General features: G+C 69.8%; 21 protein-coding genes and 1 pseudogene. 15 read left to right on the top strand and 7 right to left on the bottom strand.

Annotation, left to right across the window (positions count from 1 at the left end; translation table 11 throughout):
- The 3 genes and pseudogenes from ACZ5D2_RS36830 to ACZ5D2_RS36820 form a co-directional block, all read left to right on the top strand.
- Positions 1-317 (top strand): annotated as a pseudogene (locus ACZ5D2_RS36830) (potassium-transporting ATPase subunit B); the annotation flags it as partial.
- A 6-nt stretch (positions 318-323) separates the two neighbouring features.
- Entirely contained in the window at positions 324-1001 is a 678-nt protein-coding gene (locus tag ACZ5D2_RS36825; RefSeq protein WP_468935620.1) for a potassium-transporting ATPase subunit C, read from the top strand.
- A 100-nt stretch (positions 1002-1101) separates the two neighbouring features.
- The gene (locus ACZ5D2_RS36820; RefSeq protein ID WP_468935617.1) at positions 1102-1788 is read left to right on the top strand and encodes a response regulator; all 687 of its coding nucleotides are present in this window, start codon (positions 1102-1104) and stop codon (positions 1786-1788) included.
- 110 nt (positions 1789-1898) lie between these two features.
- Here ACZ5D2_RS36820 and ACZ5D2_RS36815 read toward each other — a convergent pair whose 3' ends face one another.
- The 3 genes from ACZ5D2_RS36815 to ACZ5D2_RS36805 all read right to left on the bottom strand — a co-directional run bounded on the left by ACZ5D2_RS36815 (position 1899) and on the right by ACZ5D2_RS36805 (position 4800).
- Positions 1899-2264: an iron chaperone gene (locus ACZ5D2_RS36815; RefSeq protein WP_371675419.1), complete on the bottom strand. Its 366-nt coding sequence runs from the start codon at positions 2262-2264 to the stop codon at positions 1899-1901.
- Between the two features lie 101 nt (positions 2265-2365).
- Complete coding sequence (locus tag ACZ5D2_RS36810; protein ID WP_371675420.1) at positions 2366-3775, bottom strand: APC family permease; 1410 nt, start codon at positions 3773-3775, stop codon at positions 2366-2368.
- Positions 3776-4101: 326 nt separating this feature from the next.
- Entirely contained in the window at positions 4102-4800 is a 699-nt protein-coding gene (locus tag ACZ5D2_RS36805) for a hypothetical protein (protein WP_371675421.1), read from the bottom strand.
- A 201-nt stretch (positions 4801-5001) separates the two neighbouring features.
- Between ACZ5D2_RS36805 and ACZ5D2_RS36800 the strand changes: the two genes are divergently transcribed.
- Positions 5002-5343 carry a hypothetical protein gene (locus ACZ5D2_RS36800; protein ID WP_468935610.1) on the top strand — a complete coding sequence of 114 codons (342 nt, stop codon included), beginning with the start codon at positions 5002-5004 and terminating at the stop codon, positions 5341-5343.
- Between the two features lie 27 nt (positions 5344-5370).
- Here the strand turns inward: ACZ5D2_RS36800 and ACZ5D2_RS36795 are convergent, their stop codons facing one another.
- The gene (locus ACZ5D2_RS36795) at positions 5371-6048 is read right to left on the bottom strand and encodes a hypothetical protein (RefSeq protein ID WP_371675423.1); all 678 of its coding nucleotides are present in this window, start codon (positions 6046-6048) and stop codon (positions 5371-5373) included.
- Between the two features lie 377 nt (positions 6049-6425).
- Here ACZ5D2_RS36795 and ACZ5D2_RS36790 point away from each other — a divergent pair, with 377 nt between their 5' ends.
- Positions 6426-6845, top strand: coding sequence for a hypothetical protein (locus ACZ5D2_RS36790; protein WP_468935607.1), 420 nt, complete (start codon positions 6426-6428; stop codon positions 6843-6845).
- Between the two features lie 645 nt (positions 6846-7490).
- Positions 7491-8444, top strand: coding sequence for a hypothetical protein (locus ACZ5D2_RS36785; RefSeq protein ID WP_468935604.1), 954 nt, complete (start codon positions 7491-7493; stop codon positions 8442-8444).
- Positions 8445-9131: 687 nt separating this feature from the next.
- Here the strand turns inward: ACZ5D2_RS36785 and ACZ5D2_RS36780 are convergent.
- Positions 9132-9770, bottom strand: a complete 639-nt coding sequence (locus ACZ5D2_RS36780) for a CBS domain-containing protein (RefSeq protein ID WP_468935602.1) — start codon at positions 9768-9770, stop codon at positions 9132-9134.
- Between the two features lie 225 nt (positions 9771-9995).
- Positions 9996-10382, bottom strand: a complete 387-nt coding sequence (locus ACZ5D2_RS36775; protein WP_468935627.1) for an MBL fold metallo-hydrolase RNA specificity domain-containing protein — start codon at positions 10380-10382, stop codon at positions 9996-9998.
- Here ACZ5D2_RS36775 and ACZ5D2_RS36770 point away from each other — a divergent pair.
- The 6 genes from ACZ5D2_RS36770 to ACZ5D2_RS36745 all read left to right on the top strand — a co-directional run bounded on the left by ACZ5D2_RS36770 (position 10363) and on the right by ACZ5D2_RS36745 (position 16667).
- Positions 10363-10839 carry a hypothetical protein gene (locus ACZ5D2_RS36770; RefSeq protein ID WP_371675427.1) on the top strand — a complete coding sequence of 159 codons (477 nt, stop codon included), beginning with the start codon at positions 10363-10365 and terminating at the stop codon, positions 10837-10839. The two genes, ACZ5D2_RS36775 and ACZ5D2_RS36770, sit on opposite strands and share 20 nt — an antisense overlap.
- A gap of 376 nt (positions 10840-11215) precedes the next feature.
- Positions 11216-12292, top strand: coding sequence for a zinc-dependent alcohol dehydrogenase family protein (locus ACZ5D2_RS36765; protein ID WP_468935599.1), 1077 nt, complete (start codon positions 11216-11218; stop codon positions 12290-12292).
- Positions 12293-12306: 14 nt separating this feature from the next.
- The gene (locus ACZ5D2_RS36760) at positions 12307-12984 is read left to right on the top strand and encodes a helix-turn-helix domain-containing protein (protein WP_371675429.1); all 678 of its coding nucleotides are present in this window, start codon (positions 12307-12309) and stop codon (positions 12982-12984) included.
- Entirely contained in the window at positions 12981-13739 is a 759-nt protein-coding gene (locus ACZ5D2_RS36755; RefSeq protein ID WP_371675430.1) for an HAD family hydrolase, read from the top strand. Before ACZ5D2_RS36760 ends, ACZ5D2_RS36755 begins: the two co-directional genes overlap by 4 nt.
- Positions 13736-16135: a glycoside hydrolase family 65 protein gene (locus ACZ5D2_RS36750; RefSeq protein ID WP_468935594.1), complete on the top strand. Its 2400-nt coding sequence runs from the start codon at positions 13736-13738 to the stop codon at positions 16133-16135. The genes ACZ5D2_RS36755 and ACZ5D2_RS36750 overlap by 4 nt, the downstream gene beginning before the upstream one ends.
- Positions 16136-16220: 85 nt before the next feature.
- Entirely contained in the window at positions 16221-16667 is a 447-nt protein-coding gene (locus tag ACZ5D2_RS36745; RefSeq protein ID WP_371675432.1) for a universal stress protein, read from the top strand.
- Positions 16668-16794: 127 nt separating this feature from the next.
- On the opposite strand, the gene ACZ5D2_RS36740 is transcribed toward ACZ5D2_RS36745, so the two are convergent.
- Positions 16795-17073: a hypothetical protein gene (locus ACZ5D2_RS36740; protein WP_468935592.1), complete on the bottom strand. Its 279-nt coding sequence runs from the start codon at positions 17071-17073 to the stop codon at positions 16795-16797.
- A gap of 185 nt (positions 17074-17258) precedes the next feature.
- Between ACZ5D2_RS36740 and ACZ5D2_RS36735 the strand changes: the two genes are divergently transcribed.
- From ACZ5D2_RS36735 to ACZ5D2_RS36725, 3 genes are all read left to right on the top strand, one after another.
- The gene (locus tag ACZ5D2_RS36735; protein WP_371675435.1) at positions 17259-17759 is read left to right on the top strand and encodes a flavodoxin domain-containing protein; all 501 of its coding nucleotides are present in this window, start codon (positions 17259-17261) and stop codon (positions 17757-17759) included.
- Positions 17760-17870: 111 nt separating this feature from the next.
- Positions 17871-18218 (top strand): hypothetical protein, encoded by a 348-nt coding sequence (locus ACZ5D2_RS36730; RefSeq protein WP_371675436.1) that lies wholly within the window; start codon positions 17871-17873, stop codon positions 18216-18218.
- Positions 18211-20889 carry a cation-translocating P-type ATPase gene (locus ACZ5D2_RS36725; protein WP_468935588.1) on the top strand — a complete coding sequence of 893 codons (2679 nt, stop codon included), beginning with the start codon at positions 18211-18213 and terminating at the stop codon, positions 20887-20889. Before ACZ5D2_RS36730 ends, ACZ5D2_RS36725 begins: the two co-directional genes overlap by 8 nt.
- Positions 20890-20900: the final 11 nt, after the last annotated feature.

Genomic DNA, 20900 nt, shown 5'->3' with positions numbered 1-20900 from the left:
CCATCGCCAACGACGTCGCCAAGTACTTCGCGATCATCCCGGCCATGTTCGCCGTGGTCTACCCGGGCCTGGACAAGCTCAACATCATGGGCCTGGCCTCCCCCGAGTCCGCCATCCTGTCCGCCGTCATCTTCAACGCGCTGATCATCATCGCCCTCGTCCCGCTCGCCCTCAAGGGCGTGCAGTACAAGCCGACCAGCGCCGACAAGATGCTCCGCCGCAACCTGGGCCTGTACGGCGTGGGCGGTCTGATCGCCCCGTTCATCGGCATCAAGCTCATCGACCTGCTCATCTCCCTCATCCCCGGAATCGGCTGATCTGCGATGAACAACTCTGTAGGCAACACGGCGCGGTTGATCGTGGCCGGCCTGCGCGCCCTGCTCGTCCTGACCGTGATCTGCGGGGTCATCTACCCGCTCGCCGTCACCGGCATCGCCCAGGCCCTGTTCAACGACAAGGCCAACGGCTCCGAGATCAAGGACCAGAGCGGCAACGTCGTCGGATCCTCCCTCATCGGACAGCGGTACGACCTGCCCAAGAAGGATCCGAACGACGCCGACGAGGCCGCGAGGCCGGATCTCGACTGGTTCCAGCCCCGGCCCTCGAACGGCCTCGGCAGCAACAGCGTCAACACCCAGTACTCCCTCCTCCTCTCCGGCGCCACCAACAAGGCCGGCGACAACCCGGACCTCGTCAAGCTGGTCGAGGACGCCAAGGAGGCCGTGGTCGCCGACAATTCGACGGCGACCCACAAGGTCGATCCGCGGGACGTGCCGGCGGACGCCGTCACCTCCTCCGGCTCCGGCCTCGACCCGAACATCTCCCCCGAGTACGCCAAGCTCCAGATCCACCGGGTCGCCGAGCGGCACGGCCTCGACACCAAGCAGGTCGAAAAGCTCGTCGCCGACCACACCCGGGGCCGCACCCTCGGCTTCATGGGGGAACCCCGCGTCAACGTCCTCGAACTCAACACCGCCCTCAAGGCACTGACCGAGAACTGATGGTCCGCCTCACACGAGCCGAGAGCCGGCGGAGTGCGCACCGTTCGCACCCCGCCGGCTCCTCACCGTTCCGCTCACGAAGAAGGAAGGCTGCACACCGATGACCCGGGTGCTGGTGGTGGAGGACGATCCCCAGCTCGTCCGTGCGCTCAAGATCAATCTTCAGGCGCGCAAATTCGAAGTCGAGGAGGCTCCCGACGGCAGCTCCGCCCTGCGGCTCGCAGCGGCCCGCAGACCCGACGTCATCGTCCTCGACCTCGGCCTGCCCGACATGGCCGGCATCGACGTCATCAAGGGGGTGCGGGGGTGGAGCCGGGTCCCGATCCTCGTCCTGTCCGCCCGGCACACCTCGGAGGACAAGATCCGGGCGCTGGACGCCGGTGCCGACGACTACGTCACCAAGCCCTTCAGCATGGACGAACTCCTGGCCCGGCTCCGCGCGGCCACCCGGCGGCAGGCGGATCCCGAGCAGCGGACCAGCGACATCACGCTGGTCACGACCGACGGGTTCACCCTGGACCTGCTCGCCAAGAAGGTCCGGCGCGGCGACCTCACCGTACGGCTCACCCCGACGGAATGGCACCTGCTGGAGATCCTCGTCACCCACCCGGGTCACCTCGTCTCCCAGGGCCGGCTGCTGCTCGAAGTCTGGGGCCCGACCTACAGCGACAACACGAACTACCTGCGCGTCTACATGGCCCAGCTCCGGCGGAAGCTCGAAGCGGACCCTTCCCACCCCCGGTACCTGATCACGGAACCGGGCATGGGCTACCGCTTCGAACCCTGACCCACCCGGACCCGCCCGACCCACCCTGGACCGCGCGGCGCCGGCGGTGGCCTGACGATGGTCCTCACCCTGCCCGCCCGCAGGAAGCGGTCGTACGCCGCGCCCTGCCGTCAGCAGATCTCGCCCGGGGCTGCCGCGACGGCCCTCAGCAGGTCTCGCACCAAGTCGAAATCGATGTCCCCCGGCTTGCGGAACCGCAGACAGCCCTTGCCCATGTCCTGCCCGGCCAGCCGCTCCTCGAACGCCTCCCTCACATCGCTGCGCATGAGGTAGAAGGAGACGTACTGCTTCTGACTCGCGAAGGCGATCTCGGCGGCGCCCTCCCGCTCGTAGGCGGGCATTCCGTACGCCATGACCTCGTCGAACCCCTTGAGTTCGGCCCGGCACAACCGCCTCAGCCTGGTCAGGGCCTCCCTGCGCGCGTCCGGCACCTCGGCCAGGTATCCGTCGACGTCGCCCGCTCCGCTCCGCACCATGCGGTGAGCCTAGTCCAGCCTCCCGGTGCCGGTCCCTTCGAACACGGCCCGGGGCGGGTCGGGCGCGGGCGGAGCGTCCGGGGCGGGCTCGGCCGGCTCCGTCACCGCCATGGCGGGACCTCCGCCGGTGGCGCCATGTGCCGGCGTTGCGCGCGGTAGACCGGCAGGCCGCACAACAGGGCCGCCGCGGCCAGCAGGAAAGGGGCCCAGTAGCCCCACGAGGTGCGGCTGGTGTCGCGCGAGTACCAGATGAAGAGGATCGAGAACGCCAGCGAGACCACCGCGATCACCATGTCGCGGGCGAACCGGGCACCCTGCGCGTGCCGCCGGTCCGCCAGCCTCCACTTGATCTGCGCTCCGGCGGAGAGCGCGTACGGGAGGGCGGCCGTGATGCCCGTCATCAGCACCAGCGTGGTGAACACCGAGGTGCCGCCGGACCCGGAGTAGTTCACGATCACCGCCACCGACGCGAGCACGGTCGAGGCGACCACCCCGAACGCCGGCACGCCCTTGGCGGACAGCTGCTGGAACCGCGCCGGCAGCAGCCCGTCGTGCGCCGCCGCGAGCGGCATCTCCGCGCAGATCATCGTCCAGCCGTTCAGCGCGCCGAGCCCGGAGATGATCACGGCGACGGCCATGACGTTCCCGGCCCAGGTCCCGCCGAAGATCACGTTCGCGGCGTCCGAGAACGGCGCGGTGGAGTCCTTCAGCCGCGCGGCCGGCAGGATCCCGAACACCGCGACCAGGGAGAGCATGTACACCACGGCCGTCGCCAGCGTCCCGGTCACGGTGGAGCGCGGGATGTTGCGATCCGGATCGCGCACCTTGCCCGCGGCCACCGCGACCGTCTCCACCCCGAGGTAGCTGAACAGGCCGATCGCCATGCCGCCGCCGATGGCCGCGACGGTGCTCTCGCCGCTGATGTTCGCCGGGCTGTAGTTCGCCCCGTCCACGAAGAACAGTCCGACGGTCGCCATGAAGGCCAGCGCCGCGAACTTCAGCACCGTGGTGACCACCTGCACGAGGCCCATCTGCCGCACCCCGACGAGGTTCACCAACGCGGACAGCCACAGCGCGGCCAGCACCAACAGGACCGAGAGGAAACGGTTGTGCCCCTTGTTCAGAAACACTTCGACGTACAGCACCCAGCCGACCGCGATCGCCGCGTTGCCCGCCCACGCGGTGATCCAGTACGACCACGCGCTGAAGAACCCGAGCGTGTTGCCGTACGCGGTGCGCGCGTACGCGTAGGGGCCGCCGTCCGCGGGCAGCCGCCGCGAAAGCGCGGCGAACAGAAGCGCGAGCGCCAGCGCGCCGATGGTCGTCAGCCCCATCGAGTACAGGCTGATCGGCCCGTAAGTGGCCAGCGAGGTCGGCAGGTTGAAGACTCCGACACCGATGATCGTGCCGATGATCAGCGCGGTGGCGCCCCGCAGCCCGAAACTGCGCTGAGCCGGGCCGGCGGGCCGCGGCGATCCAGTGCCGTCGTCCGACGCGTTCGGAGCCGCCATGGCTCCCTCCCGTCGCTCCGAGGACGCCGGGCCGCCTCGACACGGGCGATCCAGGCCATGCGCCGAGCCTCAGCGCGCCACGCGTGCCGCGCAACAGCAGGAGGAGGGGGCGTGGCCCGCCCGGGTGAACCCGTACGGCATACGGATGAGCCGCCCGAACCGGCCAGGAGCGTTTCACAACCCAGGTGATCTTGGAGTTTGGCGGCGCTCAGCGGGGGGCGGCGGGTGCAGAGCGCGGAGATGCCCGCCGCCCGCCTGCCGGCCGTGATGCTTGCGGACGCCGGACCATCGCCCGGCTGCGGGTCTCTGACGAGGCGGCCTGTGTCTTATCGGCGCTGGCGGCCCTGGAAGGCAACCGCGGACAGGTCAGCAGCCAGTTCGACCGCCTGGTAGCCGTAGGTATCCGCCGCGTCGACCCGCAGCATGAGGCAGAACCGATCGACCGATGCGACCGTCTTCGACAGACGCCGGTAGTCGCGCTTGAGGAGGTACACAGCCGCCTGGTTCGCGATCGACGACTGCCCCATGATGACCAGGACCGGCTGTGTGGACTGCGGAGGGGTGAACTTCGCGACCAGAGCATGGTCCCTCCGCCCCTGCTCGTGCACGAACCGCTGCTCTCCGACCGTGAAGTCACCAGCCGGGTTGACCTTCACACCCGGCAGGTGCGAGGCCACGTACTCGACGTTGCGCTGGTTCGACCCCAGTCCGCCGACGCTGAGCTCGGTGCGATCCCCGTTGAGTTCACGCGCGTCAGCCGCGACAAGGGAGAACGGACACCCGGCCTCCTCGGCGAGCATCGCAAGCTCGATGATCGCGTACACGTCGCTGTGGTCGGTGACAGCGGGCATTTGCCAGTGACTGTTCAGGATGATGACGCACGGCACGCCGGGCTGCAGACCGAGAAAAGCCTGCTTCTGATGCAGGAGGCGGGTCGTGCTCGCCCTTTTCCAAGCCCATACGGATCCGCCGCTGACAATGCTCGTGACGAGCCCGATCACGATGTTCAGCACTGCATCCGACACGAACGCCCCCCAGCCTCGTCGTGATGGCACGATCAGATCAGCGGCTCAGCTTACTGATCGACTGCCCGGCGCGGCGGGCGAAGGGCGCTATCGGTCAGGGCGGTTGGCAGGCCCGTTGCACGGCAGGGCGATCGGACGGGCGGAGCGGCTGCGAAGCCCGGCCGATCCGCGGCGGCGGGCGCGGAAGGCGTCAACCCGTTGGTGAGCGTCGCGCTGATCGCCGCGTCGGCAGTCCGACCCCGCCGGAACGGACACCGTGGCGGTGGACGGCAAGAGCGCACGCGGCTCCCGCACAGGCGATATGCCGGCCACCCATCTGCTGGCCGCGATGACCGGCGACGGCCAGACCGTCACCCGCCCTACGACCCGGCCGGCATCACCCTCACCGCGGACGCCCTGCACACCCAGCGCGACCACGCGCACTTCCTGGTCGAAGAGAAGAAGGCCCACCACCCGCTCGTGGTCAAGACCAACCCGCCCGAACTCCTCCGCCGGCTGCGGTCACCGCCGTGGAAGGACGTCACCGCCCACCGCTGCGGTTGATGCGGTGCGAGAGGCGAAAGAGCGAGGTCAAGCCTCCGTGGACCCTTCGGGGCTGTCCTTGCTTTCGGCTATCACCTTGCCGCCGACAAAAGCCACACCCAGGGCGGCTACCGCACCGACGCCAACCACCACCTTCTTGAGCATCCCGTCCAGGAACCGCTTGTTCTCGCTGTCCTTCTCGAACTCCATCCTCCCGGTCTCCTGGATCCGCTCGATGATGTATTTCCTCTCCTCCCAGCCCAGGTCACCCCTGTCGAGTTCACGCTTGAGGATTTCCCTTATTTCCTGGCAGGCCCGATGGAAATACTTCTGGCTCTTCTTGTTGGCCGAGAGCGTGGACTCGTGCGCCTTCTCCATCACGCCCACGATGCCCATGGCGAAATCCTTGAACACGGGGAACTGTTCGACGATTTTCAGAGCCACTTCGGTGTCCATGTCAGGCATCATGGCTGCGAACCTGATCATCTTCTCCTTGGAAAGGTTCCTCCAGGAGTCGATTCCCAGCGCCTGCTTGACATCGTCTTCGTTCTTGTATCGCATGCTGTGGTTCCGTCCGCCGTCCTGTGTCATTTTCCCCAAACCCTTACGACGACCCCTGAAGGCCGGCGGCCCAGCCCGGCGGCGCATTCCCGTCTGGGTCCCCCCGGCGTCCGCCCGCTCGGATGCGGCCCGGGCGGACCGCCACCCCGCGATCTCCCCCACCACCAGACGAGGATGAGCTCCTCGACGCAATGGCACAGGAGTTGATCACCGGGTGTCAGGCTCGGTCGACTTCCCCCCTCGGCGTGGGAGGCGAACGACCCAACCTGCCGGGCCACTTCATCGCATGGCGCAGAGCGTAACCCCCTCGTTCCGGTTCGAGTCCTGCCACGTCACGGATTCGGTGCCGGGCGACGTGCGACGTGCGACACTGCGGCGGCCGCTGGGCGCACGACGGTCGTCCAGTGGTCCAGGACCGAGGGACCCCCGCCGGCACGAGACGCGTCCGACCCGCAGCGGGTCGTCCCGTTCCACGCCTGCCGGCAGTCCGCCGACTGCCGGCAGGCGGGTCCGGTGTGGCGGGAAGGCGAGCCCGGCCCAGAGTGCGGCATCCATGGGTACCGGCACCGCCCGGCACCCGGCTGCCACATGTCTCCGGTCTGCGGACGGACCGGCACCAGCACCAGGTCAGCGACCGGCTCGCCGAACCCCGGTCCTGCCAGGTCCAGCCGCTTCGCGCCTTCCCCGGCGGGCAGCAGCGCACCAAGTGCCCGGCCGAGGAGCTCCACGACCGGTCCGGGCGCCACCTCGACGGGCGCGCCCCCGGCGGCCACCACCACCCGGGCAGCTCCGCCCGGTCCATGACCGGCCGCTCCGGCGGGCCGGGCAGCCGCACCACCGCCTGCGGGACGAGCCGGACGACCTGCCAGCATCCGCAGTCGTCCATCCTCGTTCCGACCGGCAGGTCGCAGCCCAGGCAGGCGAGGTTCGGCCCGTCCCTCCCGTCGATCCCCATGCAGTAGCCCCCCGCCCGCTCAAGGATCAGCCTGGTGCCGCGCATGTCGCCGGGCGCGAGGAGGACGGTGCCCGACGGCCCCTCGGACAGTGCACCGAACGGCGCGAAGCGCCCCAGCTCCGCCGCCTCGCGCGCCCCGACCTCGTCCCACTGCCGCCACGGCGGCCCGTACGGCGCGGGGTCGACGGCGTAGGACCCAGCCTCCATCAGTGGCGGGTGCAGCTCCTCCCAGTGGGTGTCGGCCAGGTGGATCGGCAACGCCACCTCCGACACCGCCTCCGTCAGGACCGCACCGCAGCCCGCACACCCGAAAACCGCCAAGCCGTCCCTCCCGCCGTCGAAGCCTCTGCATCCCACCAAGCAGGCGGACCTGGGAGCTCTCACCGATCTTGTAGCAGGTCACGTCATCGTCTGGCCAGCCTCGTCCTCGCCGGCCAGACGGCCCCCTGGAGGTCACGCCGGCGTGGCCGTTCTCGCGCCACTGGCGCCGACGCTGTCCGGCGAACAGACCGACATCACCCCATCAAGTTCAGCAGTAGCAGGTCGGAGGCTGGCCCGTGCGAGGAACCGTGCTGATCACGCCGAGCACGGTCACGCCGTGCCAGCCTGACCCCAACTCCGGCATACCGACGCACCAACGAAGAGAGGTCGGATGGCAGCCCGTCACGAGGTCGGTCGATACCTCTACTGGTCAGATCGAGCAGTCCGGCAAGTCGCCGAGGAGAACGGCATCGAGCTCACGGGACGGCGAGCCTGGACCTTCGGCCTCTCACTCATCGGCCTCCAAGGAGGCATCGGGCCCCGGCAGCGCGTGACGCGGAACCGGCTGGAGGAGGCGCGCCGGCTTGAGCGTCACCTCGGGTCCGCGGCCACGGAGAGCCTTGACCTGGAACCTCCGGCCTCCTACGTCAAAGGTGTCGGCAAGGTCGAGTTCGCCGAGTTCGCCGCGTGGCACACACGGGGAGCCGCAGTCATGCACGTTCAGCTTCGAAACGTGCACGGCCGGAGGGTCGACCTCTGTCTGTTCGGAAGCAAGGACAACGTACGCGGCTTCGGTCCGAGCGACGGCTTCGTCGACGGCTGGACGTCCTCGGCGGCGCCGGCGGTCGAGGAGCTGTTGCGCACCAGGGGCAGGCGGAACACGTCCCAGTGGGACGACCCGCAGTCCCGGTCCGTGGAGGCATTGAAGATCGCTCTCGACCAGGGGTTCTCCAGCACCACCGAGCACAGGGGACACCCCGAGACCCGCGGGTTCACCATGGGGCACGGGGGCCACTGCGAGTTCGTCGCCGAGATCTACACCGACGTCGTACTCGACCCCACGCGGTGGAACCTCGACGGCGAGTCGGCCGGTGCCGAACGCATCATGGTCGGAAGGCCGCTGTGGATCCGGACGATGACCCCCGACGCGGTCGTCCGGTACGCCGATCTGCGCAACGGACCTGGCTGGGCCCGCCGACGCAGGCTGCGGCCGTTGCGCTCCCTGAGCAGGCGGCCACAGACCGGGATCACTGTGCCGGAAGTCGCGTCAGTGGAGCTTGGGACAACGGAAGCCGGCTCGCTCAATCCAACTCGGCGGCGGAGGTTCTCCCGGGCCCAGGACTGACGTCCACAGCCTGTCATCCACCCCACCGCATCCGTCCCGAGGGGGAACGACAGCAGGCAGCCTGCCCAGCTGACGGTCTTGGGCGGGACCGCGTCAGGCTGCCGGCGAGCGCTGCCATCGCAGCAGAACCGCTGTGGCGACAGCCAGGCCGCACAGGATCCACCACGGAACCCGCCAGGGCGAAGTCGGCCCAGACGGGCCATCCGTCGCCGGATCCGGCGACCATGGGCCACAGGAGCAGGGTCAGGGACCGGACGGCGCAAGCGGCGCAGTCGGTGGACCGGGCTGCCGCCGTGGATCTTTCCTCGGACGGAGGGCGGTCGTATCTGCTCCTGGGCATCGACGGGGTCGACCTACCCGGCCACCTGTGCGGTCCTGCTGACCTTGCTGGCGGAGGTGGTCCCTTCGATGCGATGCATGGCGGCCGACGGCGAACTGCTCGTTCACTGGAGACCGCCAGGGGCAGGCCGAGGCTCGCAGCAGAACGGCAACCCCATCGGCGTCGCCGGACCCACGGCGCCGGCGACACCTCCGGATGTCCCCCGCGATCTGTTCCCCGCACACACAGAGACCGAAGCCTCCGCGTAGCGGAAGAAGACCGGTCCTCTTCTCGAGCATGACGCTGTCGGCCGCGACGCGTCCATCAAATGAGTACGAGGGGTGTCCGCAGTCCGGAGGCCTGCCACCTCACTTGAGTTGGCAGTGGACGTCCACGATGCCCTCCACGGAGTGGGTGAGGCGTGCGGCCAGGGGGATCAGGTCGCCGTCGCGGACCTCGCCGGTCAGCGTAGCGACCCCTTGGGTCACGGTGACCTTGACGGCTCCGCGGGAGAGGGGGAAGAGGCGGTCGACGACGGTGCGGCGGATCTCGGCGGCGAGTTCCTCGTCGGTGCGGAGGAAGACCTTGAGGAGGTCGGCGCGGCTGACGATGCCCTTGAGGGTGCCGTCGGCGTCGACGACCGGGAGGCGCTTGATGTGCCGGTCGGCCATGAGGCGGGCGGCCTGGGGAAGTGTGGAGTCGGGGTGGATCGTGACGGCCGGGGTGGTCATCATGTCCTCGGCGCGGGTGGAGCCGGCCTTGGCGGTGTCTCCGAGGCGGCGCATCTGCTCGACCAGGCCCGGGCGGTGCTCGTGGAACTCCTCCTTGGGCAGGAGATCGGCCTCGGAGACCACGCCGACGACGTGGCCCTCGCCCTCGATGACGGGTAGGGCGGTCACCTTCCAGCGCTCCATCGCGGTGGCGATGTCCTTGAAGCCGGTCGAAGGGGTGACGGCGATGACCTTGGTGGTCATGACATCGGCGACGGTATAGGGGGTGGAGGTCATGGCGAGGTCCTCAGCGTGCGTAGTTGAAGATGCGGGTGCCGGCCGGGAAGGTCACCTGGTGGGAGTGGGCGAGCAGGGCTTCGCGGGCTTGGGGTGCCATCGCTTCGAGGATGCTGTGCACGGTGCTCACGGAGTGCCTCCAACCCTTCGCGTCCACCCTGCTCGGCGAGCCGCCGTGTCCGGGAGGGCCGCGCGGTGCACACCGTGGGGCCCGTCCGGCCCCGGTCAGCGGACCAGGACGGCCTCCCCCGACTTGGGTACGACGGCCGTCCATCCCAGTTCGTGGTCGATCCGGTCACGGAGGGCCTCGGCCGCGGTCTCCTCGCCGTGGACGAGGTAGGTGGCGTGCGGGGCTGGGGCGGCGCGCATCCAGTCGATGATCCGGTCGGCGCCGGCGTGCGCGGAGAAGTGCGGTACGTCGGCCACTTCGGCGCGTACGGGGACGTACTCGCCGAACATCTTGAGCGTGCGAGCGCCGTCCGCGAGGTCGCGCGAGCGGGTGCCGGCGGCGGCGGAGCCGACGATGACCACGGCGTTGCGGGGGTCGGGCAGGATCCGGTGCAGGTGGTGCCGCACGCGGCCTCCTGTGGCCATGCCGGCGGACGAGACGATGATCGCCGGGCCGGTGGTGTTGTTGATGTCGATCGATTCCTGGACGGTACGGGCGGCCGGGGCGGCCGAGGTCGCCGCTGACGGCGAGGGTGTGGCCGTCCTCCAGGGTCAGGTGCGCCCAGGCGGAGCCGAGGATGTGACCGCCGTGGTGCAGCATCAGCTTCGTACCGGCGATGATCTCGATCTCGCTGCCCACCGGTACCGGATCGAAGTACTTGATCGTGTGGTCGACGTCGTCATCGTCGTGGAGCGGCTTGGCAGGCCGGTGCTTGGACCAGCCGTGCTGGTTGGCGTGCTCGGCCGCTTCCCTCTGCAGGCGGGCGCTGTCGCGGAGCACGATCTCGGCGAGGCGGGCGGTGTTGGCGCTGGTCAGGATCGGTCCGCGAAAGCCGTGCCGGACCAGTCGCGGCAGGTATCCGCAGTGGTCCAGGTGGGCGTGCGTGCGACAACGGCGTGAATGCCGGAGGCGTCACAGGGCGGCTTGTCCCGGTTGCGGCGCCGTAGGTCCGCGACACCCTGGAAGAGTCCGCAGTCGACGAGGATCCGGCATGGTCGCTCTCGACCAAGAACTTGCTGCCCGTAACCGTCCGCACTCCGCCGAGGAACCTCAGCAGGGCCGGGCGGGCGGTAGCAGGGGGCGGGGCTGACCGGGACATGGCAGCAGCCCTCCTTTCGGAACGGATGCCGGTCTCCACCCTCGCACCGGAACGCCCTGTCCGCCGGGGACCCATCGGTCCCGGGTAGGGGCCGACCGGCCCAAGCGGGACGGAGGGATTCGGGCACAGCCTGACGGTGACACCCTCTCGCACAGCCCACAGAGAGAAGGCCGCGCCATGAAGGCACTTGTCTTCCACGGGCCCGGGCAGACCTCCTGGCAGGACGTCCCGGACCCCTCGGTCAAGGACGCCGCCGACGCGATCGTCCGGGTCACCGCCGTCACCATCTGCGGCACCGACCTGCACATCGTCAAGGGCGACGTTCCCGGAGTGACTCCCGGCCGGATCCTGGGCCACGAGGCCGTCGGCACCGTGGTCGAGACCGGCGGCGACGTCCGCAGTGTGCGTCCGGGCGACCGTGTCCTGATCTCCTGCATCTCCGCCTGCGGCCGTTGCCGTTTCTGCCGCGAAGGGCACTACGGTCAGTGCCGCGGGGGCGGCGGCTGGGTCCTGGGCCACACCATCGACGGGACCCAGGCCGAATACGTACGCGTCCCCTTCGCCGACCTCTCCGTCCACCCGCTGCCCAGCGCTCTGGCCAGCCACGACGCCGTCCTGCTCGCCGACATCTTCCCGACCTCCTACGAGGTCGGCGTGCTCAACGGCAAGGTGCGCCCGGGCGACACGGTCGTCGTGGTCGGCGCCGGCCCCATCGGCCTGGCCGCCATCGCCACCGCACGGCTCTACAGCCCCGGGCGGATCATCGCCGTCGACCTCGCGGCGTCCCGGCTCGCCGCCGCACGCGACCTCGGCGCAGATGCCACCGCGAGCGCGGACGAGGAGCCGGAGCGGCTGGTGGAGGACCTCACCGACGGACTGGGCGCCGACGTGGTCATCGAGGCCGTCGGCGTACCCGAGGCGTTCGAGATGTGCACCCGCATGGTCCGTCCGGGTGGCCGGGTCGCCAACATCGGCGTCCACGGCAAGCCCGCCACCCTGCACCTCGAAGATCTGTGGATCAAGGACGTCACCATCACCACCGGCCTCGTCGACACCCACTCCACGCCCATGCTGCTGCGCATGATGGCAGCCGGCCGCCTTCCCGGGGCCGCGATGGTCACCCACCGTTTCGAGCTGGATCAGATGGGAGAGGCGTACGACGTCTTCTCCCGCGCCGGCGAGACGGGCGCCCTCAAGGTCGTGCTCGGCGGACCCCAACACGACACGGTCGCCGTGCCGGCTCAGGAGCAGTGAGTACCGTGAAGAGCATGCCGAGCACCCATCCCCAGCACTCCGGCGAGGCGGCCGGACGCACCGATCTGGGCCGCCGTCTGGCGGCTCGCCGCGAAGCCCTCGGCCTGAGCCGCGACGAACTGGGCCGGCGGTGCGGCGCCGACGCTACGTACATCGCCTACCTGGAGGAGCACGCCGCCAGTCCTGCCATCGGCACTCTCGTCCGGGTGGCCGACGCTCTCGGTCTCACCGTCGGCGACCTGACCGGCGCCGGCGCCCACCGGGTCGCCGGGCGATCCACCGCCCGGCGCGACAGTGCGCTCGTACCGCTGGACGAGACCGAATGCCGGCGGCTGCTGAATACGCACGGCGTCGGCCGCATCGCCATCTTCACCCCCGAAGGCCCCGCCGTGCTTCCCGTCAACTACCTCTCCGCAGGGGCCGACATCGCCTTCCGTACTTCTGCGGAAGCCGTCACGGCCAGAGCGGCAGGTACCGAAGTCGCCTTCGAGATCGACAACATCGACGACGTGACCGCCACCGGTTGGAACGTGCTGGCCGTGGGTGAACTGGCCTCCGTCACCGACCCGCACGAGATTCAGCACCTCAACACCACTGCCCGCTCCCAACCTTGGGCCGGCGGCCCGCGCAGCCACTGGATGAAGCTCACCCCCTTCCGAATCACCGGCCGTCGTGTGGTGCACGACTCATGAGCGACCTGCGCGCGGTCGTCTTCGACACCGACGGAGTGCTCCTCGCCACGGCGGACCGCCACGCGGCCGCCTGGAAGGAGACCTTCGACCGCTGCCTCCCCGAGTGGGAGCCATCGCACACCGGTGCACGATCGCGCCGGTTCGACGCCGTCCGCGAGTACCGGGACCTGGTGGACGGCAGGTCCCGTCTCGACGGCGTACGCGCCTTCCTCAGTGCCCGTCACATCGGCCTCCCACCCGGAACTCCCGAGGATCCGCCGGGGTGCGCCACCGTCCACGCAGTCGCCGCCCGCAAGGAAGAGGTCTTCTCCATGATGCTGCGGACCGACGGTGTCCGTGCCTTCGACGACGTGCGGCCGGCGCTCCGGGAGCTGCGGCAGAAGGCGATCCGGTGCGCAGCCGTCTCTGCCTCCCGGCACGCCCGCTCCCTTCTGGAATCCACAGAGCTCATCGGCTACTTCGGCGCCCTGGTGGACGGCCAGGACGCGGCCGCACTGGACCTTCCGGGCAAGCCCGCCCCTGCCCTCTTCCTCGAAGCCGCCAGCCGTCTTGGCGTACCCCCCGACCACACGGCTGTGGTGGAGGACGCACTGGCCGGCGTCGAGGCGGGGCACCGGGGTCATTTCCGCCTGGTGGTGGGACTCAACCGCGAGGACGACCCGCACATGAGGGATGCGCTGGGCGCGCATGGCGCCGATCTCGTCCTCCCCGACCTCGGGGGCCTACCTGCCGCACTCGAAGGCCGGCGCACGTGACCACCGCCTGGCGCTGGGAATACCCCCGCTACGACCCCAAGACCGAGCGGCTGGTGGAGTCCCTGTGCACCCTGGGCAACGGCCGCTTCGCCACCCGCGGTTCCGCCCCCGAAAGCACCGCCGACGACATCCACTACCCGGGCACTTACCTCGCCGGCTGCTACAACCGGCTCGCCTCCACCATCGACGGTCGAACAGTCTCCAACGAGGACATGGTCCGACTACCCAACTGGACCGCCCTGCGGTACCGCTGCCTGCCCGAAAGCGCACCGCCCGGCGACTGGCTCACACCCGACCACCGGACCCTGCGCCACAGCCACGTCTCTTTGGACTTCCACGCCGGAACGCTCACCCGCCGCATGCTCTTCCACGATCCCGAAGGCCGCCGCCTGGGCGTCACCCACACCCGCCTCGTCCACATGGGCGACCCGAACCTGGGCGCGCAGAATACGGTGTTCAGAGCGTACGGCTGGAGCGGCAGCATCGAGATCGAGTCCGTACTCGACGGAGACGTCACCAACGCGGGAGTCGACCGCTACCGCGCCCTGGCCGGGCGCCACCTCGTCGGGCACCGGGCCGGAGTGGAGGCGGAGGGCACCGCCTGGCTGTCCTGCACCACCACCACCTCCCGGGTACGGATCGGGCTCGCAGTCCGGACCTCAGCACGTCCTCTGGCGCCGGCAGCCCGGGCATGCACAGCCGCCACCGCCACACAGACCCTCATCCTGCCGATCAAGCGAGCCGCCCCAGTGGTCGTCGTGAAGACCGCCGCCCTGTGTACTTCGCTGGACCGCCCCTCGGCCGATCCCCTGCGGCGGAGCGTCGACTGCGCCACACATGCCCCGGACTTCCCCTCCCTGCTGGCCTCCCACCGCGCATCCTGGCGGCGCCTCTGGAGCGAAGGAGAGTTGAAGGTACCCGGTGAGACCGGCAAGGTTCTGCGCCTGCATGCCTTTCACGTGCTGCAGACCCTCTCGCCGCACACCGCGGAGCTCGATGCCGGGGTCCCCGCCCGCGGTCTTCACGGCGAGGCTTACCGGGGGCACATCTTCTGGGACGAGCTGTTCGTCCTGCCCTACCTCGCCCTTCATGTCCCCGAGACAGCTCGCGCCCTGTTGCTGTACCGGCACCGACGACTCCCCGCGGCACGGGAGGCTGCTCGGCGAACCGGGGCGAAGGGCGCCATGTTCCCCTGGCAGAGCGGTAGTTCCGGAGCCGAGGAAACGCAGCGGCTGCACCTCAATCCGCGCTCCGGCCGCTGGCTGCCGGACCACTCCCACCTTCAGCACCACATCGGGTCGGCCATCGCCTGGAACGTGTGGCAGTACGGGCAGGCCACCGGCGACGCCGGCTTCATGCACGGCCCCGGAGCCGAACTTCTCCTGCAGATAGCCCATTTCTGGGCCGACGCGGCGACGTGGGACGCCGGCCTCGGCCGCTACCGGATCCGCGGCGTCGTCGGACCCGACGAGTACCACGACGCCTATCCGGACGCCGCCGCTCCGGGCATCGACGACAACGCCTACACCAACGTCACCGCCGCGTGGGTACTGTCCCGCGCCCTCAACCTGTATGCGGAACTCCCGGCGGCCCGACGCGCCGAACTCCTCACGCAGCTCGGCATCGGCCCCGAGGACCTCGGCGTCTGGGAGGACGTCTCCCACCGCCTGTACGTGCCGTTCCATCGCGATGTGATCAGCCAGTTCCACGGCTACGGGGACCTCGCCGAGCTCGACTGGGACGCATACCGCGCCCGCTACCACGACATCCGCCGCCTGGACCGCATCCTGGAAACCGAAGGCGACACGCCCAACCGCTATCAGGCGTCCAAGCAGGCCGACGCCCTCATGCTCGGGTACCTCATGCAGCCCGCAGAACTCGAACAATTGTTCCTTGGGCTCGGATACCGCCTCGACGACGCCCTGTGGCGCAGGACGGTGGACTACTACCTGCGGCGCACCTGCCACGGCTCCACGCTCAGCAGCCTCGTCCACGGCTGGGTACTGGCCCGCGAACAGGGCCCGAACGCCTGGCGCTATTGTCAGGAAGCCCTGCTCAGTGACATCACCGACGTCCAGGGCGGCACAACCGGTGAGGGAATCCACCTCGGCGCCATGGCCGGCACCCTCGACCTCGTCGAGCGGGGCATCGTCGGACTCGAACCCCGCGACGACGGCCTGCACGTCGACCCGGTGCCCCTCTCCGAAGTGCCCGGATCGTCGTTCTCGATTTCCTGCCTCGGGCACCGAGATGTCCGCATCCGGTTCCGGCCCGGCCGACTCGGCGTCAGCGTGCCCTCATCGCTCCTGGGACCGTTGCCCTTGGTCCTGCCTGGTGACCGGTACGAAGGCATTGCCCCAGGCCAGGAGCGGTGGTTCCGGCTCCCCAAAGGCTGAGATCGAAACCACCGCATGCCCGCGTGGCGGTGCGTTCGCGAAGCGCACACTGTGGATGTATCAGCAGTTTGGAAGGGTGAACGGAATGGACAGGCAGCATGAGGCTCCGCGCATCGTTGTGGGCGTCGACGGATCACCCTCGTCCCAGGCCGCGCTGCGCTGGGCGGTCCGGTACGCGGGGCTGGTGAGCGGGCGAGTAGAGGCGGTCGCGGCGTGGGACCTGCCCGGTGCCGCATCGTGGTCGGCTCCGGCGGTAGACGCCACATTCGACGAGGAGGACGCAGAACGCCGCCTGGTCGAGGAGGTCCGCACGGTCCTCGGTGAGGGCAGCGCCTCCGTGCACCAGCGTCTGGTGCGCGGCAATCCGGTCGATGTCCTGGTGGATGCGGCAAAGGGTGCGGACATGCTGGTCGTGGGCAGCCGCGGTCGCGGCGGCTTCAGCCGGGCCCTGCTCGGTTCGGTGAGCCAGCAAGCGGCGCTTCACGCTCCGTGCCCGATCACCATCGTTCGGGCGGACGTGCCCGTTGAGTAGCCCCACCGCAGGCGCCGGGATATCGAGCCGGAGCCACGGTCGGGCCCTGCGCGATCGCGTTTGCCGGCCAGAGGCAGTACAGCTCCTTCTATCGTGAAGAAGTCTCAGCGGCCCAGACCGGACAGCGTCACCGTGCTGTTGGTGACCATGAACCGTCTGGCGCTGTCCAGGACGTTGCGGCGCGCTGCCCTCCGGCGAGATGGATACCGACGGCTCCCGGCACGGTGCAGGAGGCGATGAGCACGAAGACGGCGACCGCTACGGCGAGGCCGACATCGTGGACGCCTGCCTCGACGATCGAGGCTGCGGCCGATGCCGTCAGGACGAGGTTCTTGGGGTTGGCGCCCGACAGCAGCGCACCGAGAAGCAACGCCCGTCCGGCCGTGGCGTAGTACACCGTCTTCAAGCCCGGCCTCAAGGACCCCGGCCTGAACCCCGTCATCGACGTACGGATCGGCGCCAAGCGTCGCAAGGCCGTCTGCGGGGAGGACCGAATGGTCCCCGCAGGGATCCGTCCGGCCCACGCGCGGGAGCCGTCGGCCGAGTGACAGTGGCATCAGCAACGCACCATGGAACCGAGGAGCACCCGCCATGAGCACCAAGCGAGTCCTGGTCGCCTACGGCACCAAGCACGGCGCCACCGCAGGCATCGCCGAACAGATCGGCAAGACCCTCCGCGAGGACGGTCTCGACGCCGTCGTGCTGCCCGCAGACGATGTCCACGACGTCCGCGCCTACGACGCCGTCGTCCTCGGCGGCTCCCTCTACGCCGGCCACTGGAGCAGTAAGGCCAGGCACTGCGCCGAACGCAACGCCGACTCCCTGCGGCACCGCCCGGTGTGGATGTTCAGCAGCGGCCCTCTCGACCGCTCGGCCGAGGAACACGACATCCCCCCGGTCTCGGCGGTCGCCCGGGAGATGCAGCTGGTCGGAGCGCGCGAGCACATGACCTTCGGCGGCAGCGCGACAGCCCACACCCCTGGATTCCTCGCCAAGGCGCTGACCCGTCAGGGCAAAGGCGGGGACTTCCGCAATCCCGAGCGGATCCAGAAGTGGGCCCACCACATCGGCGCCGAGCTCGTCGCCGCCTGAAGGGACGGCCCGGCTCGGCACGCACCAGCACGGAGGCGTGCCATGCACCACCGGACGAAAGGGACGGGGGCCAACCCGCTCAGGCGGGATGCCGACCGTACCCGGACCCGTATGCATACCGCCTTCGCGCTGACCTGCCTGCTGGCAGTGGTCGCCGGTATCGCCCTCGGGCGGGCCGCCTGGACGGACGGCCACCGCGCCGCCGAGAACATCGCACGCCACCGGCACAACGTAGCGGCCACCACGATCACCGGGACCGGCTACCGAACGGGAGACCAGCCGAGCAGTCGGCCGGTAACCGTGGCGACCGCGACGTGGCACTACCCCTCGCAGCGCCCGCACACCGACACCATCACCGTTCCGGCAGGGACCCGGAACGGTGACACGGTCCGAGTGTGGGTGGACGGAAAAGGCAGTTCGGCCGCCGCGCCCCCCGGCCAGGGAGCCGGCGGTGACTGAGACCGCCGACGGCCCGGACCTCGCACCGGACACCGCCTCGGATCCCCTGGAACCTCTTCCCCTGCTCCGCCGCGAACTGCATACGGGCCCCCTGGGCCTGTCGAGCCGGGAGGCGGCACGGCGGCTGTCCGTCCACGGCCCCAACGAGGTCCGCCGCACCGCCCGGACGAGCGTCTTCAGAGAATTGCTGCGGCAACTGGTCCACCCGCTGGCTCTGCTGTTGTGGGCCGCTGCAGCACTCGCGTTCACCGCCGCCATCGCGGTGCTCGGCTGGGCGATCGTCGCGGTCATCCTCGTCAACGTCGGCTTTGCCCTCGTACAGGAACGGCAGGCCGAGAAAGCCGTCGAGACCCTGGCCCGCTATCTTCCCTCGCAGGCCCAGGTGATCCGCGACGGACAGGCACAGCACGTCCCGGCCCGTGACCTGGTCCCCGGAGACCTCATCGCCCTCGACGAAGGCGAGCGGATACCCGCCGACGCCCGCCTGACGGAGGGAGGAATCGAGGCCGACCTCTCCATGCTGACGGGCGAGTCCACCCCGGTCGAGCGTCTTGCCGGCCCGGGGCTGGAAGGCCTTTCCCTGCTGCAGGAGCCCAACCTCGTCTTCAGCGGTACCACTGCCACCGAGGGGCAGGCACAGGCGATCGTCTCCGCCACCGGCGACCACACCGAGCTCGGCCGGATAGCCGCTCTCAGCCAGCGCACCCGCCGAGAGCCGAGCCCACTGGAGCAGCAGGTCAAGAAGGTCGCCTGGCTGATCGCAGCGGTCGCGGTCGCCATGGGGGCCGTGTTCCTCGTGACCGGAGTCGCGGTCGGCCTGCCGTTGACCGACTCGCTGATGTTCGCCATCGGCCTGCTCGTCGCCAACGTGCCCGAAGGACTGCTGCCCACCATCACCCTCGCCCTCGCCGTGGGCGTACGGGTGCTCGCCCGGCAGGGCGCGGTGGTCAAGCGGCTGAGCGCCGTGGAAACCCTCGGATCCACCAACGTCATCTGCACCGACAAGACCGGCACGCTCACCCGCAACCAGATGCGCCTCCACTCCACATGGACCCCGCCGTACGAGGCGGCAAGCGGTTCGGAGACCGCCGAACTGGTCCGGGCCGCCGCCCGGTGCACCACCGTCACCCGTGAGAGCGACGGCACGCTGCAAGGCGACCCGACCGAAATCGCGCTGGTGGAGGGAGCCGCACAGCACACTGCGCCCCTTGACCTGGCCGACCGGGACGCCCACCGACGAGCCTCCTTCCGCTTCGACCCGCGCCTGCGGCGCATGTCGGTCATCCACGACGGGAAACGCGGAAGGCCACGGGTGACCGTCAAGGGCGCCCCCGAAGCCGTCCTGGCACTGCTGGCCGAAGGAGAGCCGACCGGCGAGGCCCAGGGGGCCGCCGACACTCTGGCGGCGGACGGCATGCGGGTGCTGGCCGTCGCGGTACGCGAACTGCCGCCCGGGACCGGGGCAGAGCCTTGGCGGCGGCAGGACGTCGAGCGGGACCTGCACCTCCTCGGGCTCGTGGGCCTGTACGACCCGCCGCGCCCGGAAGTCGCCGCCGCGGTCCGGCGCTGCCACGAAGCGGGCCTCACCGTCCACATCGTCACCGGTGACAACGGAGCCACCGCCGCCGCCGTGGCCCGCGCCGTCGGCATCGGTACACCGAACCTCCAAGTGGTCGCCCAGTCCGAGGCGATCGACGACCACGAGCTCGACCACCTCCTGCGCCAGGACGGTACGGAGATCGTCTTCTCCCGTGCCTCGCCCGAGACCAAGCTGAAAGTGGCGGATGCCCTGCGGGCACACGGCCAGATCGTGGCCATGACCGGCGACGGAGTGAACGACGCGCCGGCCCTGCACCGCGCTCACATCGGCGTGGCCATGGGACTCTCGGGCACCGACGTCGCCCGCGAGGCGTCGACCATGGTCCTGACCAACGACAACTTCGCCACGATCGTCACCGCGATCGAGTCGGGCCGCCGTGTCTACGACAACGTCCGGAAGTTCATCGTCTACATCTTCGCCCACCTCACCCCCGAGGTCGTGCCCTTCCTCGTGTTCGCCCTCTCCGCAGGGTCCGTACCGCTACCGCTGACCGTCCTGCAGATCCTCGCCATCGACCTGGGGACCGAGACCCTGCCGGCCCTTGCCCTCGGCCGTGAGCGCGCCGAGCCGGGGATCATGTCCCGACCGCCCCGGCCCGGTTCCCAGAGCGTGATCAACAAGGACATGCTCGTGCGTAGCTGGGGCTGGCTCGGCACCGTCTCCGCCGCCCTCGTCATGACCGCCTTCTTCTCCGTGCTGTGGCGTGCGGGCTGGCACCCCGGCGACCCCACCGGACCCGGAACCCCCCTGCACCACGCTTACCTCACCGCGACCACCGCCACCTTCGCGGGAATCGTCACCTGCCAGGTCGGCACGGCCATCGCCGCCCGCACCGACCACGCGGCCCTGCACGACATCGGCTTCTTCACCAACCCACTGCTGCTCGCCGGCATCGCCTTCGAACTCGTCTTCACCGCGACGCTCGTGTACGCGCCGCCACTCCAGAACCTCTTCGGCACGGCCGCCCTCCCGCTGGACGTCGTCCTCCTCATCGCTGCCTTCCCGCCGCTGGTCTGGGGAAGCGACGAGATCCGACGCTGGGCGCGACGCCGGCACCACCGCTACTCCTGATCCGACCGGAG

This window comes from Streptomyces sp. NPDC031479, assembly GCF_055581065.1.
This window is presented reverse-complemented; position numbering and strand designations above follow the sequence as displayed.

Excerpts from the sequence above, each read along its gene's own strand:
- ACZ5D2_RS36765 (WP_468935599.1), top strand. The coding sequence starts at position 11,216 with ATGAAGGCACTTGTCTTCCACGGGCCCGGGCAGACCTCCTGGCAGGAC.
- ACZ5D2_RS36730 (WP_371675436.1), top strand. The coding sequence starts at position 17,871 with ATGCATACCGCCTTCGCGCTGACCTGCCTGCTGGCAGTGGTCGCCGGT.
- ACZ5D2_RS36745 (WP_371675432.1), top strand. The coding sequence starts at position 16,221 with ATGGACAGGCAGCATGAGGCTCCGCGCATCGTTGTGGGCGTCGACGGA.
- ACZ5D2_RS36815 (WP_371675419.1), bottom strand. The coding sequence starts at position 2,264 with ATGGTGCGGAGCGGAGCGGGCGACGTCGACGGATACCTGGCCGAGGTG.
- ACZ5D2_RS36825 (WP_468935620.1), top strand. The coding sequence starts at position 324 with ATGAACAACTCTGTAGGCAACACGGCGCGGTTGATCGTGGCCGGCCTG.
- ACZ5D2_RS36820 (WP_468935617.1), top strand. The coding sequence starts at position 1,102 with ATGACCCGGGTGCTGGTGGTGGAGGACGATCCCCAGCTCGTCCGTGCG.
- ACZ5D2_RS36760 (WP_371675429.1), top strand. The coding sequence starts at position 12,307 with ATGCCGAGCACCCATCCCCAGCACTCCGGCGAGGCGGCCGGACGCACC.
- ACZ5D2_RS36755 (WP_371675430.1), top strand. The coding sequence starts at position 12,981 with ATGAGCGACCTGCGCGCGGTCGTCTTCGACACCGACGGAGTGCTCCTC.
- ACZ5D2_RS36780 (WP_468935602.1), bottom strand. The coding sequence starts at position 9,770 with ATGACCTCCACCCCCTATACCGTCGCCGATGTCATGACCACCAAGGTC.
- ACZ5D2_RS36735 (WP_371675435.1), top strand. The coding sequence starts at position 17,259 with ATGAGCACCAAGCGAGTCCTGGTCGCCTACGGCACCAAGCACGGCGCC.
- ACZ5D2_RS36770 (WP_371675427.1), top strand. The coding sequence starts at position 10,363 with ATGCCGGCGGACGAGACGATGATCGCCGGGCCGGTGGTGTTGTTGATG.
- ACZ5D2_RS36810 (WP_371675420.1), bottom strand. The coding sequence starts at position 3,775 with ATGGCGGCTCCGAACGCGTCGGACGACGGCACTGGATCGCCGCGGCCC.
- ACZ5D2_RS36785 (WP_468935604.1), top strand. The coding sequence starts at position 7,491 with ATGGCAGCCCGTCACGAGGTCGGTCGATACCTCTACTGGTCAGATCGA.